This is a genomic window from Achromobacter pulmonis (assembly GCF_021733725.1).
Taxonomy (GTDB): Bacteria; Pseudomonadota; Gammaproteobacteria; order Burkholderiales; family Burkholderiaceae_B; genus Achromobacter; species Achromobacter pulmonis.
In genome coordinates this window covers 3316429-3333019 of the sequence record NZ_JAIFOT010000001.1, presented here as the reverse complement: position 1 = coordinate 3333019, position 16591 = coordinate 3316429, and the positions used below count along the sequence as shown (strand labels likewise).

Genomic DNA, 16591 nt, shown 5'->3' with positions numbered 1-16591 from the left:
TCGATGGTCGTACTGCGCAAACAGCCCTTTCACAAAAACAAAACCCCACAGGCGCGAGCCTATGGGGTTTTGAGCAATAAAAGCCTGACGATGACCTACTTTCACAGACGTCCGTCCACTATCATCGGCGCAAAGGCGTTTCACTGTCCTGTTCGGGATGGGAAGGAGTGGTACCACCTTGCTATGGTCGTCAGGCGTAACGGGTTGAGAGGCTGTCCTTGGGGACAACCGCTCCAATCTTGGAAGAAGCGCAACGTGTGGTGATCAGAGCGGTGCTCGACGATCACGCACAGGTGGGTGTAATTGGTGTTGGCTGGCTGCTGACGGGGCAGCCAGATTTTGTATTGAACGACACTTGGAACGCTACATCACCAGGTCATAACCATCAGTGTTATAGGATCAAGCCTCACGAGCAATTAGTATCGGTTAGCTTAACGCATTACTGCGCTTCCACACCCGACCTATCAACGTCCTGGTCTCGAACGACTCTTTAGGGGGATCAAGTCCCCGGGATACCTAATCTTCAGACGAGTTTCCCGCTTAGATGCCTTCAGCGGTTATCTCTTCCGTACTTAGCTACCCGGCAATGCCATTGGCATGACAACCGGTACACCAGAGGTACGTCCACTCCGGTCCTCTCGTACTAGGAGCAGGCTCCGTCAAGTATCCAACGCCCACGGCAGATAGGGACCAAACTGTCTCACGACGTTTTAAACCCAGCTCACGTACCTCTTTAAATGGCGAACAGCCATACCCTTGGGACCGGCTACAGCCCCAGGATGAGATGAGCCGACATCGAGGTGCCAAACACCGCCGTCGATATGAACTCTTGGGCGGTATCAGCCTGTTATCCCCAGAGTACCTTTTATCCGTTGAGCGATGGCCCTTCCATTCAGAACCACCGGATCACTATGTCCTGCTTTCGCACCTGTTCGACTTGTCAGTCTCACAGTCAAGCACGCTTATGCCATTGCACTATCAGCACGATTTCCGACCGTACCTAGCGTACCTTCGAACTCCTCCGTTACACTTTGGGAGGAGACCGCCCCAGTCAAACTGCCCACCATGCACTGTCCCCGATCCGGATAACGGACCAAGGTTAGAACCGCAAACAAACCAGGGTGGTATTTCAAGGATGGCTCCACGTGATCTAGCGACCACGCTTCAAAGCCTCCCACCTATCCTACACAGGCCGGTTCACAGATCAATGCAAAGCTACAGTAAAGGTTCATGGGGTCTTTCCGTCTAGCCGCGGGTAGATTGCATCATCACAAACACTTCAACTTCGCTGAGTCTCAGGAGGAGACAGTGTGGCCATCGTTACGCCATTCGTGCAGGTCGGAACTTACCCGACAAGGAATTTCGCTACCTTAGGACCGTTATAGTTACGGCCGCCGTTTACCGGGGCTTCGATCAAGAGCTTGCACCCCATCACTTAACCTTCCGGCACCGGGCAGGCGTCACACCCTATACGTCGACTTTCGTCTTTGCAGAGTGCTGTGTTTTTAATAAACAGTCGCAGCCACCGATTCTCTGCGACCCCATCATGCTAAGCGCGCAGGCGCTTCACACTACCGGGGTATACCTTCTCCCGAAGTTACGGTATCAATTTGCCGAGTTCCTTCTCCTGAGTTCTCTCAAGCGCCTTGGAATATTCATCCCGTCCACCTGTGTCGGTTTGCGGTACGGTCTCGTACAGCTGAAGCTTAGAGGCTTTTCTTGGAACCACTTCCAATCACTTCGCAAGCTATGCTCGCTCGTGCCGTACCCTTGATTTACGCGCCCGGATTTGCCTAAGCGCCATCTTCGATACGTCAACAGGGACATCCAACACCCTGATGATCTTCCGCGATCCGTCCCCCCATCGCACTGTACGACGGTGCTGGAATATTAACCAGCTTCCCATCAGCTACGCATCTCTGCCTCGCCTTAGGGGCCGACTCACCCTGCGCCGATGAACGTTGCGCAGGAAACCTTGGACTTACGGCGAGGGGGCTTTTCACCCCCTTTATCGCTACTCATGTCAGCATTCGCACTTCTGATACCTCCAGCAGCCTTTACAAGCCACCTTCGCAGGCTTACAGAACGCTCTCCTACCGCGTGCACAAAGTGCACACCCGCAGCTTCGGTTTATCGCTTAGCCCCGTTACATCTTCCGCGCAGGACGACTCGATCAGTGAGCTATTACGCTTTCTTTAAAGGATGGCTGCTTCTAAGCCAACCTCCTGACTGTCTATGCCTTCCCACTTCGTTTCCCACTTAGCGATAATTCGGGACCTTAGCTGGCGGTCTGGGTTGTTTCCCTCTTGAGTCCGGACGTTAGCACCCGGTGCTCTGTCTCCCAAGCTGTACTTGCGGGTATTCGGAGTTTGCCATAGTTTGGTAAGTCGCCATGACCCCCTAGCTATAACAGTGCTCTACCCCCCGCAGTAATACTTGAGGCACTACCTAAATAGTTTTCGGAGAGAACCAGCTATTTCCAGATTTGTTTAGCCTTTCACCCCTATCCACAGCTCATCCCCTAATTTTTCAACATTAGTGGGTTCGGTCCTCCAGCACGTGTTACCGTGCCTTCAACCTGGCCATGGATAGATCATCTGGTTTCGGGTCTACACCCAGCGACTGAATCGCCCTATTCGGACTCGCTTTCGCTACGGCTTCCCTATTCGGTTAACCTTGCCACTGAATGTAAGTCGCTGACCCATTATACAAAAGGTACGCAGTCACCCCACAAGGAGGCTCCTACTGTTTGTATGCATACGGTTTCAGGATCTATTTCACTCCCCTTCCGGGGTTCTTTTCGCCTTTCCCTCACGGTACTGGTTCACTATCGGTCGATCACGAGTATTTAGCCTTGGAGGATGGTCCCCCCATCTTCAAACAGGATTTCACGTGTCCCGCCCTACTTTTCTTACGCTTAGTTCCACACACAAAATTTCGTCTACAGGGCTATCACCTGCTACGGCCGGACTTTCCATTCCGTTCGACTATCTTGCATGCTAAAACGTAAAGGCTCTTCCGATTTCGCTCGCCACTACTTTCGGAATCTCGGTTGATTTCTTTTCCTCGAGCTACTGAGATGTTTCAGTTCACCCGGTTCGCCTCCACTGACCTATGTATTCAGTCAGGGATACTGCTTGCGCAGTGGGTTTCCCCATTCGGATATCTGCGGATCAAAGCTTGTTTGCCAGCTCCCCGCAGCTTTTCGCAGGCTACTACGTCCTTCATCGCCTGTGATCGCCAAGGCATCCACCATATGCACTTAGTCGCTTGATCCTATAACGCTGTAGGCTATAGGACCTGAGTATTAGCGTTTGTGCCGTTCATAAGTTTCAAAGCAGTCTGAGGTTATTCACCCCAGTCTTGAGAACTTGGAACAAAATTAATGCAATCACAACCCGTACCCATCTTCATCAGCAACGCTGACTACTTGATGAGCACATTTCGTTGTGCTTCTTCCAGATTGTTAAAGAACGAATATAGCTGTTGGGTAAAACCCAACTCATAGCGCTGCTCGCAGCGTTATGAGTTAGCTTCTACATCACCACCAGGTGATCAAGATCTTGGTGGAGGTGAACGGGATCGAACCGATGACATCCTGCTTGCAAAGCAGGCGCTCTCCCAGCTGAGCTACACCCCCATATCCACGACATCTCATGCCCGCGAATACTTGGTGGGTCTGGTTGGATTCGAACCAACGACCCCCGCCTTATCAAGACGGTGCTCTAACCGACTGAGCTACAGACCCAAAACCTTCTCGGATCAGTAGTCAGAAGTCATGGACACAGGGAGGAGTCCCTCTACCCAAGCCCACAACCGATCCCAGCTATATCAAACAACCGATAAGAGTGGACGCTTAACACGAGCACTAAGCTCTGAAAGGAGGTGATCCAGCCGCACCTTCCGATACGGCTACCTTGTTACGACTTCACCCCAGTCATGAATCCTACCGTGGTAATCGCCCCCCTTGCGGTTAGGCTAACTACTTCTGGTAAAACCCACTCCCATGGTGTGACGGGCGGTGTGTACAAGACCCGGGAACGTATTCACCGCGACATGCTGATCCGCGATTACTAGCGATTCCGACTTCACGCAGTCGAGTTGCAGACTGCGATCCGGACTACGATCGGGTTTCTGGGATTGGCTCCCCCTCGCGGGTTGGCGACCCTCTGTCCCGACCATTGTATGACGTGTGAAGCCCTACCCATAAGGGCCATGAGGACTTGACGTCATCCCCACCTTCCTCCGGTTTGTCACCGGCAGTCTCATTAGAGTGCCCTTTCGTAGCAACTAATGACAAGGGTTGCGCTCGTTGCGGGACTTAACCCAACATCTCACGACACGAGCTGACGACAGCCATGCAGCACCTGTGTTCCAGTTCTCTTGCGAGCACTGCCAAATCTCTTCGGCATTCCAGACATGTCAAGGGTAGGTAAGGTTTTTCGCGTTGCATCGAATTAATCCACATCATCCACCGCTTGTGCGGGTCCCCGTCAATTCCTTTGAGTTTTAATCTTGCGACCGTACTCCCCAGGCGGTCAACTTCACGCGTTAGCTGCGCTACCAAGGTCCGAAGACCCCAACAGCTAGTTGACATCGTTTAGGGCGTGGACTACCAGGGTATCTAATCCTGTTTGCTCCCCACGCTTTCGTGCATGAGCGTCAGTGTTATCCCAGGAGGCTGCCTTCGCCATCGGTGTTCCTCCGCATATCTACGCATTTCACTGCTACACGCGGAATTCCACCTCCCTCTGACACACTCTAGCCCGGTAGTTAAAAATGCAGTTCCAAAGTTAAGCTCTGGGATTTCACATCTTTCTTTCCGAACCGCCTGCGCACGCTTTACGCCCAGTAATTCCGATTAACGCTTGCACCCTACGTATTACCGCGGCTGCTGGCACGTAGTTAGCCGGTGCTTATTCTGCAGGTACCGTCAGTTCCGCGGGGTATTAACCCGCGACGTTTCTTTCCTGCCAAAAGTGCTTTACAACCCGAAGGCCTTCATCGCACACGCGGGATGGCTGGATCAGGGTTTCCCCCATTGTCCAAAATTCCCCACTGCTGCCTCCCGTAGGAGTCTGGGCCGTGTCTCAGTCCCAGTGTGGCTGGTCGTCCTCTCAAACCAGCTACGGATCGTCGCCTTGGTGAGCCGTTACCCCACCAACTAGCTAATCCGATATCGGCCGCTCCAATAGTGCAAGGTCTTGCGATCCCCTGCTTTCCCCCGTAGGGCGTATGCGGTATTAGCTACGCTTTCGCGTAGTTATCCCCCGCTACTGGGCACGTTCCGATACATTACTCACCCGTTCGCCACTCGCCACCAGACCGAAGTCCGTGCTGCCGTTCGACTTGCATGTGTAAGGCATCCCGCTAGCGTTCAATCTGAGCCAGGATCAAACTCTTCAGTTTAATCTCTGTATTTGTTTCGTATTTCTTAGTTCCGAAGAACCGAGTCATACGTCGCTACTCAAAGGAAGTGAGGTATGTTCTTAAACTTGACGTCTAAGGTACTTCACTTCTAGTGAGCACTTGATTTCATTGTGCTTGTGACCAGGGTTTAAAACCTGACCACTGCGCACTCGCATCAAGCGCCCACACTTATCGGTTGTTTAATTGTTAAAGAGCGGTACTGCTAAATTCTGTACTACTTACTGCATCTTCTGCTTTCCTCGGCGATTTCGCTTTCGCGTCGATCGCTGTGTCAGCAGCAGAGAAACGAGATTATGAAGAAGTTTTTATCGTTTGTCAAGTCAGCGTCACTTACTTCATTTCGCTGCCTTGCCTACGACCTCTTCAGGCCTCACCCGGCTAACGCTAGGCTTTCCTCTTTAGCAGCTATCGAAATATCAGGGTTATCCCTAAGTTTTCGGTAACCGCCAAGCCTGAAACTATAACACAACTTTTGCAGATTATGCAACCGGCTTCTGCCTGACTTGCACCCTTTCCTGCAACCCTGCCAGCCAGTGAATCACTCCACCTTCAGCAGCCCTGGATCGCTCCAGAGGTTGGTTACCGCCCAGTCGGCTTGTAACGCTGCTCAGACCACCCTACCGGGTAAACCCTGATTCGCCGTCACCAGCCAAGCCCAAGACTATAGCACAATTTTTGCAGATCGTGCAACTGGCTTCTGCCTGATTTGCACCGACTTACGCAAAATTCGCTGACCGCCGGTTCGAGAGAATCATCACTGACCCACCGCCTTGCTGCCCTGCGACAAACCCGCTTGCCGTAGCCTTCGGATCCGTTGCACTTGCCTGGCCCCGCCGCTCAACAAAACTGCTTGAACTGCGAAGGAGCGAGACTATAGCACAGAATTTCGGCTTGTCACGCCAGCATGACACGCATTTTGCAGAAAGAGGATTCCAGCACGGCAGGCCGTCGCGCTGGAATCATTCTGACTGATGGCTTCGGACGCTACCGCGGATGAGCAAGCGGTTGGCGCCGACGCGGGCAGCGGTCCTTTCGCCAGCTGTCTATATATAGAAGCTGTCTATATATATAGATAGAGAGAGCATCCAGGCGAGCATCTGTCATACCGCTGGCAGGCCGCCCTGACGCCGACGGCCAGCCGGTGCGGCAGTCAGCCGCGCGCGTCCCGGCTACCAGCGCAGGTATTCCACTCCCACCCTGCGCGTCAACGCCCGGTTCGCCGTGCTCTGGTTGACCAGCCATTGCGGCGCCCCGATATCAGCCAGCATATGCGGGTCCATTTCCTCGGCCAGGTTGCGCAACACGGCGTGGGCGCGCCGTTGGCGATAGCGACGCCATAGCCGGAGCAGGATTCCGCCCGGCGCCGAGGGCGCGGGCACCATGGCCTTCGATGGCGTGCCAATGTCGCGGGAGACTGCTGATGCACTCAGACCGACGACCACAGACGCCAAGGATGGCCCGGTCGGCGGCGAGGCTGGGGCCGCGGATGGCGATGCCTGGAAACAGGTTTGCGGGGACATGGGCAGGCTCCTTGGGATCATTCGTTCCGGTAAGCTTATTCGCCCAAACCTGCGCAGAAAATCGAATTGTTTTACCCATATCGTTCAGATAAACTAACCAATCAATCTTCTCCCTTGCCCTTCCCCGCCGCCGTGCCGAAGCGCTCCCACCGACCGCAGCAGCCAATTTCTTATCCTACGCATGCGCCTGCCCCTTAATACCCTGCCCGCGTTCCGTGTCGTCGCCGAACTGCAAAACCTGCGTGCCGCCGCCGATCGCCTGCACCTGACCCATAGCGCCGTCAGCCAACAGATCAAGGGCCTGGAAGAACAACTCGGCTTTGCGCTGTTCGATCGCAGTGGACGCGGCATCGTGCTCAACGCCGCGGGCGCGGCCCTGTTGTGCAGCGTGCAGAGCGCGATGGCGCTGCTGGACGAGGGGGTGATGGCGGCGGCTGCCGCCGCCAGCGGCAGCGCGCAGCGCTTGCGCGTCTCGGTGCTGCCGTCGTTCGCACAACGCTGGCTGTTGCCGCGCATGGCGCGCTGGCACAAGCGCCATCCGGAACTCTCGTTGGAGATCGAGACCTCGCAAAACGTCGTGGATTTGTTGCGCGATGGCTTTCACGCCGCGCTGCGGTTCGGCCGCGGCCCCTGGCCCGGTGTGGCGTCGGAACCGCTGTTCGATCTGCCGTTGCCGTTGATTGTGCTGGCTTCGCCGGAGACCGCCGCGGCGCTACCCGACAACACGCCCGAGACGCTCGCGCGCCAACCGCTGCTGGGTGAGCGCGAGATGTGGCAACACTGGTTCAACGGCGCCGGCCTGAGCGTGCCGGTCACGCCCGTGGCCACGTTCAATGATGCCGGCATGATGCTGCAGGCGGCGGAACAGGGCTTGGGCATCACCCTGGGACGCGAGCTGCTGGCCGCCGATGCGATCAACGCGGGGCGCCTGGTGCAGGTGTCGCCTGTGACCGTGCACTACGAACAGGCCCAGACCTATCACCTGGTCTACCGCCCCAGCCTGCGTGATTGGGAACCGCTGGTCGCCTTGAAGCAGTGGTTGCGCGACGAACTGGAGCGATGCGGCAACGGCCTTGAGTCCAGCGCTGAACACGGAACAGCGCCGCCAAAGCAGGTGTAGCGCGGCGCCAGCGGTCTCCGGACCGCCGGCGGTAGTCGCGTTCAGGCGACTTTGCGGGCCGCGGGCGGCGTCGCGCGCATGGAGTCGGCCTGATTGAAGCGCTGGTGCCAGGAAAAGGCCTCTTCCAGCAGGTGCGGCGTCTGGCCCCCACGTTCGCAGGCGCGATCGAAATAGTCCTGCAACGCATCGCGGTAAGAGGGATGGACGCAATGCTGGATGATGGCGCGGGCGCGCTCGCGCGGCGCCAGGCCGCGCAGATCGGCCAGGCCGCATTCGGTCACCAACACGTCGACGTCGTGTTCCGTGTGATCGACATGCGAGACCATCGGCACGACACTGGAAATATCACCGTTCTTGGCCATGGACTTGGACACGAAGATCGCCAGATGGGCATTGCGGGCGAAGTCACCCGAACCGCCGATGCCATTCATCATGTGGGTACCGCCGACATGGGTCGAATTGACGTTGCCGTAGATGTCGAATTCCAGCGCGGTGTTGATCGCAATGATGCCAAGGCGGCGCACGATCTCCGGCGCGTTGCTAATCTCTTGCGGACGCAGCACGATGCGTTCACGGTAATGCTCGATATTGGCCAGGATCTTTTCATAGACCGGCCGGGAAACGGTAATGGACGAGGCCGAGGCGAACGCCAACTTGCCTTGGTCCAGCAATTCGATGGCGCTGTCCTGCAGCACTTCCGAATACATCGTCAGGCCTTCGAACTCCGACGACTCGAAGCCATGCAACACGGCATTGGCAATGGTGCCGATGCCGGCCTGCAGCGGCAACAGCGTACTGTCCAGGCGGCCGGCGGCGACCTCCGCGCGCAGGAAGGTGTTGATGTGGGCCGCAATGGCGCTGGTTTCGGCATCCGGCGGCAGGGCATTGGAGGGGCTATCCGGCTCGTGCGTGATGACGATGGCGGCGATCCTGTCAGGATCGACCTCGATGCAGGGCTGACCGATGCGTTGGTCGACCGAGACCAGGCCGATCGGCTCGCGCCGAGGCCTGTCAGTGGGAACGTAGATGTCGTGCAGGCCTTCGATGGCGGCCGGGACACCGAGGTTCAGCTCGATGATGATGCGCTGAGCCTGCTGCGCGAACGACGCGGAGTTGCCCACCGACATGGTGGGCACAATGGCGCCGGTTTCGGTGATGGCGGCGGCCTCGATGATGGCCACGTCGACCGGGCCGATGTGGCCGGCGCGCAGTTGCTCGGCGGTCTCCGACAGGTGCTGGTCGATGAAGGCAACCTCGCCCTGGTTGATCTTGCGGCGCAGGGTGGTGTCAACCTGGAACGGCATGCGGCGAGCGAGCGCATTGGCCTGCGCCAGCATCTTGTCGGTGTCGTGCCCCAGCGAGGCGCCGGTGATCAGCGTGATGGCAAGCGGTTCGCGCTCGGCGCGCGCGGCCAGCGCCGCGGGCACCGACTTGCAATCGCCGGCACGCGTGAAACCGCTCATGCCCACGGTCATGCCGTCTTCGACCAGCAGGGCCGCCTGTTGCGCGGTCGTGATCTTGGCACGTAGCCCGGGGTGGCGGATACGGTCGGTATGCATGGTGTCTCCAGATTCAAAAGCCGGCGGCTCGCGGCTGGACGCGACGGTATGCCGCCGACGTCCAGGCGCCGTCTAGCGCGGCGTTTCGTGACGTCCGAAGCGCGCCTTGCCGGCCTGCTCCGGGTCGAATTTCCCGCAGTATAGGAAGCGCAGGCCAAATCTCGTAATGACTTAAAATCATCCAAATAAGTCGTTTTTTTCATTACTTGAACATTCCGCTTTTTGGACGGGGGATCATCTTGGACGTGCGCGCTCTGCGATATTTCGTCGAAACGGTGCGGCATGCCAGCTTCACGCAGGCGGCCAAGGCCCTGTTCGTCACCCAGTCGACCGTCAGCAAGATGATCCGCCAGCTTGAGGAAGAGGCGGGTACGCCGCTGCTGATACGGGACGGCCACACCGCGCGGCCCACCGATACGGGGCGCGTGATGTACCAGCGTGGCCTGCAAGTGCTGGAGACCATGCGCCAGCTAGGCGAGGAAATGCGCCAGACCGCCGAGCTGCAACGCGGCGCTCTCGAAGTCGGCATTCCGCCCATGATCAACCTGCTGTTCACGCCCGTGGTCAAGCGCTTTCGCGAGTTGCATCCCGGCATCCACCTCACCTTGCGCGAGGGCACCGGCCGCGCGGTGGAAGACCTGGTGGCGGGAGGAGAACTGGAAGTGGGCGCGACCATCCTGCCGATCGCGGCCGACAGCGGCCTGGCCGCGCGGGCATTCGGCAGCTATCCGATCTGGGTGATCGGACCGCCGGACGCGTCCTGGGCCGGTAAGACCTCACTGCCTTTGAGCGCACTGCGCGACACCCGCCTGCTGATTCCCACCGATGACTTCGCCATGACCCGGCGGCTGCGCCAGGCCTTTGCCGACGCGGGCTTGCAGCCCGGCATCGCGGCCCAGAGCGCGCATTGGGACTTCCTGGTCGCGATGGCCTCGGCCGGCCTGGGCGCGGCCTTGCTGCCCGAGCCCCTGATGCGCCGCATGAAGACCCGCGGATTGAGTACCGCCCGGCTGGCCAAATCCGGGCTGCAATGGGAGGTCGGCCATATCTGGCAGCAATCCGGTTACTTGTCGTACGCCGCCCGCGCCTGGCTGGAGGTGTGCGATGCGGTGCTGGGCGGGCCTCGCGCCAGCCGCCGCAACTAAGGGGGGACACAGCGGAGTTTTTGTTGCAACGAAGCGGGCAACGGCTTGCTATGCTGCCGCCTCAAAGCGATTCGATCGCCTAAGAAACATGACTCCGAACCTGCCATATCCGCGCCTGCGCGTCGCCCCCCGCGCCCGCGCTTTCGTCGCCCTGATCGCCGCCCTGCTGCTGGCACTGTGCCTGGCGCCCGCGTTTGCCGCCACGCCCGCCACGCCCGGCGAGACCGACGCCATGCTGGTCGCCGCCCGCAAACAGCTCGATGACATCCGCAAGCGCATCCCCGACGAGACCGATGACGCCGAGCTGCTCAAGCAGCGCGGCGATGCGCTCGACATTCAATCCAAGGCCGACGCCGCCGCCGATGCGCTCACGCCGCAGTTGACCAGCGTGACGGCGCGCCTGAGCGAGTTGGGCACTCCGCCCGACGGCGCCAAGGAGGCGCCCGACGTCGCGGCCCAGCGCATGCAACTGGACAAGAGCAGCCGCGCCCTGGATGCGCAGATCAAGCTGGCCCGGCTGCTGTCCGTGGATGCGGCCCAGGCCGTGGAGCAGATCGCGGCCCAGCGCCGCACCCAATTCCAGGCACGGCTGGGCGAGCGCCGCGACTCGTTCCTGTCGGCCCAGTTCTGGACCGAATTCCGCCAGGAATTTCCGCGCGACCTGGAACGGTTGCTGGCATTGCGCGACGATCTGGCGACCGCGGTCGGCCAGACGCCGAGGTGGGGCTGGGTGCTGCTGGCCACGGCAGCCGCGCTGGCGATCGCCCTGCGTATCTGGATCGGGCGCATGCTCTTGCGCATCACCGCCACGCGGGTACCGCCGGGACGCCTGCGGCGTTCGTTCCTGGCGGTCGCGCTGCTGGCGCTGGCGGTGGCCACGCCGGGGGTCATCGCCCTGCTGTTGCATATTGGCCTGGACTGGAATTCGCAACTGTCGGACAACAGCGGCACGCTGTTGGCCAATCTGGTTGCGACAGTCTGTTTCGGGGGGTATGTGTCAGGGCTGGGCTACGCCCTGCTTTCGGCCAACCGGCCATCCTGGCGCCTGCCTCCGGTCTCCGACATGGTGGCGCAACGCCTGCGCTGGCTGCCGGGGGTACTGGGTGTGCTGGTCGTGATGATCTGGCTGGCCGAACGCCTGCCGGTGCTGCTGAACGTCAGCCTGACCACCACCATCACCCTGACCGGCATCGCCGCGGTGCTCGTCATGGCGACGATGGCGGTGGCGTTGTCGATCGGCCGCCGGCTGCGCCGCCTGGCGCAGCAACAGGACGCCGCCCCCACGCCCTTCTGGGTCTCGTTGCTGCTGACCGCCGCCGGCACCGTACTGGCCATCAGCCTGGCCAGTCTGCTGGCCGGTTACGTGGCATTCGGCAGTTTCCTGGCCAAGCAGGTGCTGTGGGTACTGATCATCCTGGCATCGGCCTATCTGCTGTCGCTGCTGATCGAAGATGGGTTCAGCACTTTGCTCGGCACCTCGCACCGTGATGATGGCGAGGGCACCAGCCTGCGCGATCAGGCGGCGGTGCTGCTGTCGGGCGTGGGCCGGGTGGCGGTGGGACTGCTGGCGCTGATCCTGTTGCTGGCGCCGTTCGGCGAAGGGCCGATGGACCTGGTGCAGCGCTTCGACCAGTTGCGCAAGGGCCTGGCCATCGGTGAGGCGCAGATCCGGCCGGGCGCGGTGCTGCAGGCGCTGCTGGTGCTGAGCCTGTCGCTGTTGAGCGTGAAGATGCTCAAGCGCTGGCTGGCCAACCGCTACCTGCCCACCACCGAGCTGGATCCGGGCATGCAGTTGTCGGCGGCAACGCTGTTCGGCTACGCGGGGTTCGTCCTGGCGATCGCGCTGTCGCTGTCGGCCGCGGGCATCGGTCTGGAACGGGTGGCGTGGATCGCCAGCGCACTGTCGGTGGGCATCGGTTTCGGTCTGCAGGCGGTGGTGCAGAATTTCGTGTCGGGCCTGATCCTGCTGGCCGAACGCCCCGTCAAAGTGGGCGACTGGGTCTCGCTGGGCGGCGTCGAGGGCGACATCCTGCGCATCAATGTGCGGGCTACGGAGATCCAGATGGGCGATCGCTCGACGGTGATCGTTCCGAATTCGGAATTCGTCACCAAGACGGTGCGCAACGTCACGCGCTCAAATCCCTTGGGGCTGGTGCAGATCAAGCTGCCATTGCCGCTGTCGACCGACGCCCAGCGGGTGCGCGAGCTGATCCTGCAGGCATTCGCCGACCATGAGGATGTGCTCGATTCGCCGCCGCCCAATGTATTCCTCGATGGGATCGAGGCCGGCAATCTGGTGTTCAACGCCAAGGGCTATGTCTCGTCGCCACGCTCGGCCTACGGCGTGCGTAGCGCACTGCTTTTCACCGTACTGCAGCGGCTGCAGGAGGCCGGGTTGGCGGTATCGGCGCCACCCACGATGTTACTGGCATCGGCCCCGCAGGCGGCGGCGTTAATGCGCCCGGATGCCGCCGAGGGGCCGGGCGCCGCGGCCACGCCCGTCGCCGCGCCCTGAGAGCCGGGGCCACGCTCGTCAACCCGGCGAGTAGAAGTCCGCCAGGCGCTGACTGTCCATGCGCGGATTGCGCAGCGGCGGCGAATTCACCATGGTGTTTTGCACGGACAGGACCGGATAAGTCTGCGCAAGGGGTCCGGACGCCATGGCCGGCGCCGGTGCGTATTGCGCCTGGTTTGGCCCCGGCGCGGGCGCGGCCTGGGCGACGTTCGAGTTGGGACTCTCGAACCGGTGGTCAGCGGTCGTCAGCGAAGGATTGGTGCACAGTCCCTGCGCGGTCAGCGCAGCCTTGGTCCGGTCATCGGTCTGGCAGAGGATGTCGACCGCCGCAGTCTCGAGGCGGCGCGAGCGATCCGGATCCTTGGTGGAGGCGGCCGCCTGCATGGTGCGTTCAAAGTTGCGGCGCAGGCTGCACTTCTGGTCTTCGACCGGGAAGGCCACGTTCATGCCGAACCCGACCACGGAACCTCCGCCGCCAGCCGACACCATGCAGCTGTCGGACGAGAACGAGCCATAGAAACTCTGCGCGCCAATCGGCGGCGCGGTCCGCAGGGTGCTCGAACCGTTGCTGTTGGAATTGAACGTGATGCCCTGATTGTTGCCGGCGTTGGTCGAGCCTGATGTCGCCGCAGTGGTCGAGGAAGAAGTGCTGGTCTGGGCGCCGGCGGAGAAGGCCACCAGCGACAGGGTTAAGGCAAGCGCAAGGGTTTTCATGATGTCCTCTCGACCGGACGGCCGAAGCCGTCCGGATTGCGTGCTGCTCAGTGACCGAAACCGCCCACGGGACCGACGCCGTGGATCGACGCGGTCGCCCCGATCGCACCGGCATTGAACGTGCCCGTGGCCGATGCGTTGGTGGTGGTGTTGCCGAACGTGGCGCCGCCGTTGGCGATGCTGTCGCCCACCATGATCGGCGCATTGCCGGTGATGTGGCCGTAGCTTTCACTGGTGGCGTATTGCCGCGTGCTGGTGACCGCGGTGGTGCCGTCGGGACTGAACGATCCTCCCGCTGTGGCGACACCGCCCGTCTCGCCGAACGACGTCTGGCTCGATGAGCCATAGCCGTTGATCTGGGTCGAGACCACGGAGGTGCCCGTGGAAACCGACGAGACCGTGCCCGTGATGGTACCGACATGGCCGGACGCCGACATGCCGGGCTGGCCCGGTCCACTCGCGTAGGCGGAAACCGCGACGAGGGACAACGTTGCGACTGCTGCGAGCTTTTTCATTTGCGCTCCTCCCGATCCGCTGCATGCGGATGATCAGGTACCGGTGGCCGACCGGCGCGGACCTCTACCCCCCCGACGCTGTACGCGCATACGGCAACGTGGCGTTTGGGACTTTCGTATTGGTACGGAATGATTGCGCCGTACTAAGGACGTCGGTATCGGTTAAACGGGCGACCGATCCCAAGGGAGTGAGGAGGAAGACGTAAAAGATGTCATGCAATCTGCGAATATCGGCGCCCGCGCCATGCGTATGGCGGAGGCTTGGCCCGCGCCGGGCGCGATTGCTGCGGCGCATCTCAGCTCATAGGATGGGGGGATGCGGCATGCCCTCGCACGCATTCCCTAGCACGCACGGCGTGCGGTCTTCGACAGGCCGCCGTTCGGTTTACTGTCAGGATGAGCCCGGGAGGCCGGGCCTGGTGGCACGGTGCGCCGCGGCGTATGCGATCAGGCGCGCCGACTCGCACCGGGCCAGGGCGATATCCACCGCGACGAGCAGCAACAACACGCCGCCCTCGGCCAGTTCGAGCCACGCCCACAGGTGGTAGCCGGCCAGCAGTGCCATCCCCACTGCCGCCGCCAGCCAGCAAGGCCACGCCGGCGCGGCCTTCACGGGCGCAGGCCCCGTGGCGCGGCGCAGCGCCAGCCAGGCGACGAGCGGCAAGGCGAGCATGGACAGGGGAATGTAGATCGCAATGGCCGACAGCACGGCCGTCACGCTGAATTGGGTCTGCGACACCAAAGCCATGACGGCGAGCGCGGCAACCCCCGCATACCACAGCAAGCGGGCAGCGAGAAAACGCGGCAGGGTCGAGACAGATGGATTCATCGTGACGAATTTTTGCGCCATACTACTCCGCCCGGCCGGCTCCCGCCCGGCCCTTTCATCCGGAGACAGGATCATGATCCAGGAGATTGCCAGCATCCACGTGCGCGAAGGACAGGAAGCCCTGTTCGAGGCTGGCGTGGCCCAGGCCAGGCCGCTGTTCCTGCGGGCCCGCGGCTGCCACGGCATGGAGCTGTACCGCAGCATCGAGCAGCCGCAACGCTACACCCTGGTGGTGGATTGGGAAACCGTCGAAAACCATATGGTGGATTTCCGGGAATCTGTCGATTTTCAGGAATGGCGCAAGTTGGTGGCGGGCTTCTTCGTCGAGCCGCCCCAAGTGCACCATGAGCAGAAAGTGCTCTGACGCTCAGGCCGGCGCCAGCCGTGATCCGGCCGCCAGCGCCACCGCCACGGTGGTGCGCACGTCTGCCAGGGCGCGGTGGGTAGGCTCGCTGGCCCCCACGTGCCGCGCCAGGATGTCGAGTTTGTGCGACGGCAATTCCGGCCAGGCGCGCCGGGCCAGCGCCAGTGTGCAATGCGTGGCATTGGCGAACGGCAGGCCGGTCTGAGATGCGGCCGCGGCCAGGAATCGGCGGTCGAACGAGGCATTGTGGAAAAACACCGGCAGGTCTTCGACAAAATCCAGGAAGGCCGCGAATGCCTGCGCCACGGGCACACCCTGACGATCCACCTCGGCCTGCGTGATGCCGGTCAGGCGGGTGATGAAAGGCGGCACGGCGGCGCGCGTGCGCACCACCTGCGCATACTCCCGCTGCGCCGCGCCCTCCGGCCCGACCCGCACCGCCGCGAACTCCAGGATCTCGCACGATGCGGTCGAGAGCCCGGTGGTTTCCAGGTCGGCCACCACGAACGGGCCACGCAGCGCGGCCAGCGCCGCCGACAGGGCGGCCGAGGATTTGGCCGCGCCACCAGCCAGCCCGGTCGCTCCAGCAGCCGGGCGGGTACGACGGTAATAAAAAGCCATGATGCGTCAAGCCGGCCGCAGCGCGGCAAAGCGCGGCGAGCCATCGGCCAGTTGGCCGAAGAACAACTCGGCGGGCCGCACCCACAGGCCGCGGGCATGCGGCCACAGATGCTCATAGACCACCATGGGCGCTTCGGTCTCGGAATGGCGGGCCGTGTCGATATAGCGGTACAGACCGCCCTTGTAATGGCGATGGGTGGCGAGCGCCAGGGCGTCGGATTCGGTCATGAGAGGAGCCACGAAAAGCGCGGCCCGGGGC

11 protein-coding genes, 2 tRNA genes and 3 rRNA genes are annotated in these 16591 nt (G+C 61.1%); 4 read left to right on the top strand and 12 right to left on the bottom strand.

Annotation, left to right across the window (positions count from 1 at the left end):
• Window positions 1–82: 82 nt before the first annotated feature.
• The 6 genes from rrf to K2W61_RS15410 form a co-directional block, all read right to left on the bottom strand.
• Window positions 83–195, bottom strand: a 5S ribosomal RNA gene (gene rrf / locus K2W61_RS15435).
• 200 nt (window positions 196–395) lie between these two features.
• Window positions 396–3276, bottom strand: a 23S ribosomal RNA gene (locus tag K2W61_RS15430).
• A gap of 288 nt (window positions 3277–3564) precedes the next feature.
• Window positions 3565–3640, bottom strand: a tRNA-Ala gene (locus K2W61_RS15425).
• Window positions 3641–3671: 31 nt separating this feature from the next.
• A tRNA-Ile gene (locus K2W61_RS15420) sits at window positions 3672–3748 on the bottom strand.
• A 130-nt stretch (window positions 3749–3878) separates the two neighbouring features.
• A 16S ribosomal RNA gene (locus K2W61_RS15415) occupies window positions 3879–5409 on the bottom strand.
• The 16S, 23S and 5S rRNA genes sit together here with 2 tRNA genes alongside, the layout of an rRNA operon.
• A gap of 1190 nt (window positions 5410–6599) precedes the next feature.
• Entirely contained in the window at window positions 6600–6950 is a 351-nt protein-coding gene (locus K2W61_RS15410; protein WP_236755993.1) for a hypothetical protein, read from the bottom strand.
• Window positions 6951–7131: 181 nt separating this feature from the next.
• Between K2W61_RS15410 and K2W61_RS15405 the strand changes: the two genes are divergently transcribed.
• On the top strand, window positions 7132–8070 hold the full coding sequence (locus tag K2W61_RS15405; RefSeq protein WP_175134824.1) for a LysR substrate-binding domain-containing protein: 939 nt from the start codon (window positions 7132–7134) through the stop codon (window positions 8068–8070).
• A gap of 41 nt (window positions 8071–8111) precedes the next feature.
• Here K2W61_RS15405 and K2W61_RS15400 read toward each other — a convergent pair whose 3' ends face one another.
• Entirely contained in the window at window positions 8112–9629 is a 1518-nt protein-coding gene (locus K2W61_RS15400; protein ID WP_175134825.1) for an acetyl-CoA hydrolase/transferase family protein, read from the bottom strand.
• A gap of 239 nt (window positions 9630–9868) precedes the next feature.
• On the opposite strand from K2W61_RS15400, the gene K2W61_RS15395 reads away from it, so the two are divergent.
• Both K2W61_RS15395 and K2W61_RS15390 read left to right on the top strand, forming a co-directional pair.
• Window positions 9869–10774, top strand: coding sequence for a LysR family transcriptional regulator (locus K2W61_RS15395; protein WP_175134826.1), 906 nt, complete (start codon window positions 9869–9871; stop codon window positions 10772–10774).
• Between the two features lie 88 nt (window positions 10775–10862).
• Complete coding sequence (locus K2W61_RS15390; RefSeq protein ID WP_175134827.1) at window positions 10863–13289, top strand: DUF3772 domain-containing protein; 2427 nt, start codon at window positions 10863–10865, stop codon at window positions 13287–13289.
• Between the two features lie 18 nt (window positions 13290–13307).
• Here the strand turns inward: K2W61_RS15390 and K2W61_RS15385 are convergent, their stop codons facing one another.
• The 3 genes from K2W61_RS15385 to K2W61_RS15375 all read right to left on the bottom strand — a co-directional run bounded on the left by K2W61_RS15385 (window position 13308) and on the right by K2W61_RS15375 (window position 15368).
• Complete coding sequence (locus tag K2W61_RS15385) at window positions 13308–14003, bottom strand: hypothetical protein (RefSeq protein WP_175134828.1); 696 nt, start codon at window positions 14001–14003, stop codon at window positions 13308–13310.
• Between the two features lie 47 nt (window positions 14004–14050).
• Window positions 14051–14518, bottom strand: coding sequence for a hypothetical protein (locus tag K2W61_RS15380; RefSeq protein WP_175134829.1), 468 nt, complete (start codon window positions 14516–14518; stop codon window positions 14051–14053).
• Between the two features lie 391 nt (window positions 14519–14909).
• Complete coding sequence (locus K2W61_RS15375) at window positions 14910–15368, bottom strand: hypothetical protein (protein ID WP_175134830.1); 459 nt, start codon at window positions 15366–15368, stop codon at window positions 14910–14912.
• 52 nt (window positions 15369–15420) lie between these two features.
• Here K2W61_RS15375 and K2W61_RS15370 point away from each other — a divergent pair, with 52 nt between their 5' ends.
• Entirely contained in the window at window positions 15421–15711 is a 291-nt protein-coding gene (locus K2W61_RS15370) for an antibiotic biosynthesis monooxygenase family protein (RefSeq protein ID WP_175134831.1), read from the top strand.
• A gap of 3 nt (window positions 15712–15714) precedes the next feature.
• Here the strand turns inward: K2W61_RS15370 and K2W61_RS15365 are convergent, their stop codons facing one another.
• Both K2W61_RS15365 and K2W61_RS15360 read right to left on the bottom strand, forming a co-directional pair.
• On the bottom strand, window positions 15715–16332 hold the full coding sequence (locus K2W61_RS15365; protein WP_175134832.1) for a 3'-5' exonuclease: 618 nt from the start codon (window positions 16330–16332) through the stop codon (window positions 15715–15717).
• Window positions 16333–16338: 6 nt separating this feature from the next.
• Window positions 16339–16560 carry a DUF1653 domain-containing protein gene (locus tag K2W61_RS15360; RefSeq protein ID WP_175134833.1) on the bottom strand — a complete coding sequence of 74 codons (222 nt, stop codon included), beginning with the start codon at window positions 16558–16560 and terminating at the stop codon, window positions 16339–16341.
• Window positions 16561–16591 lie beyond the last annotated feature (31 nt).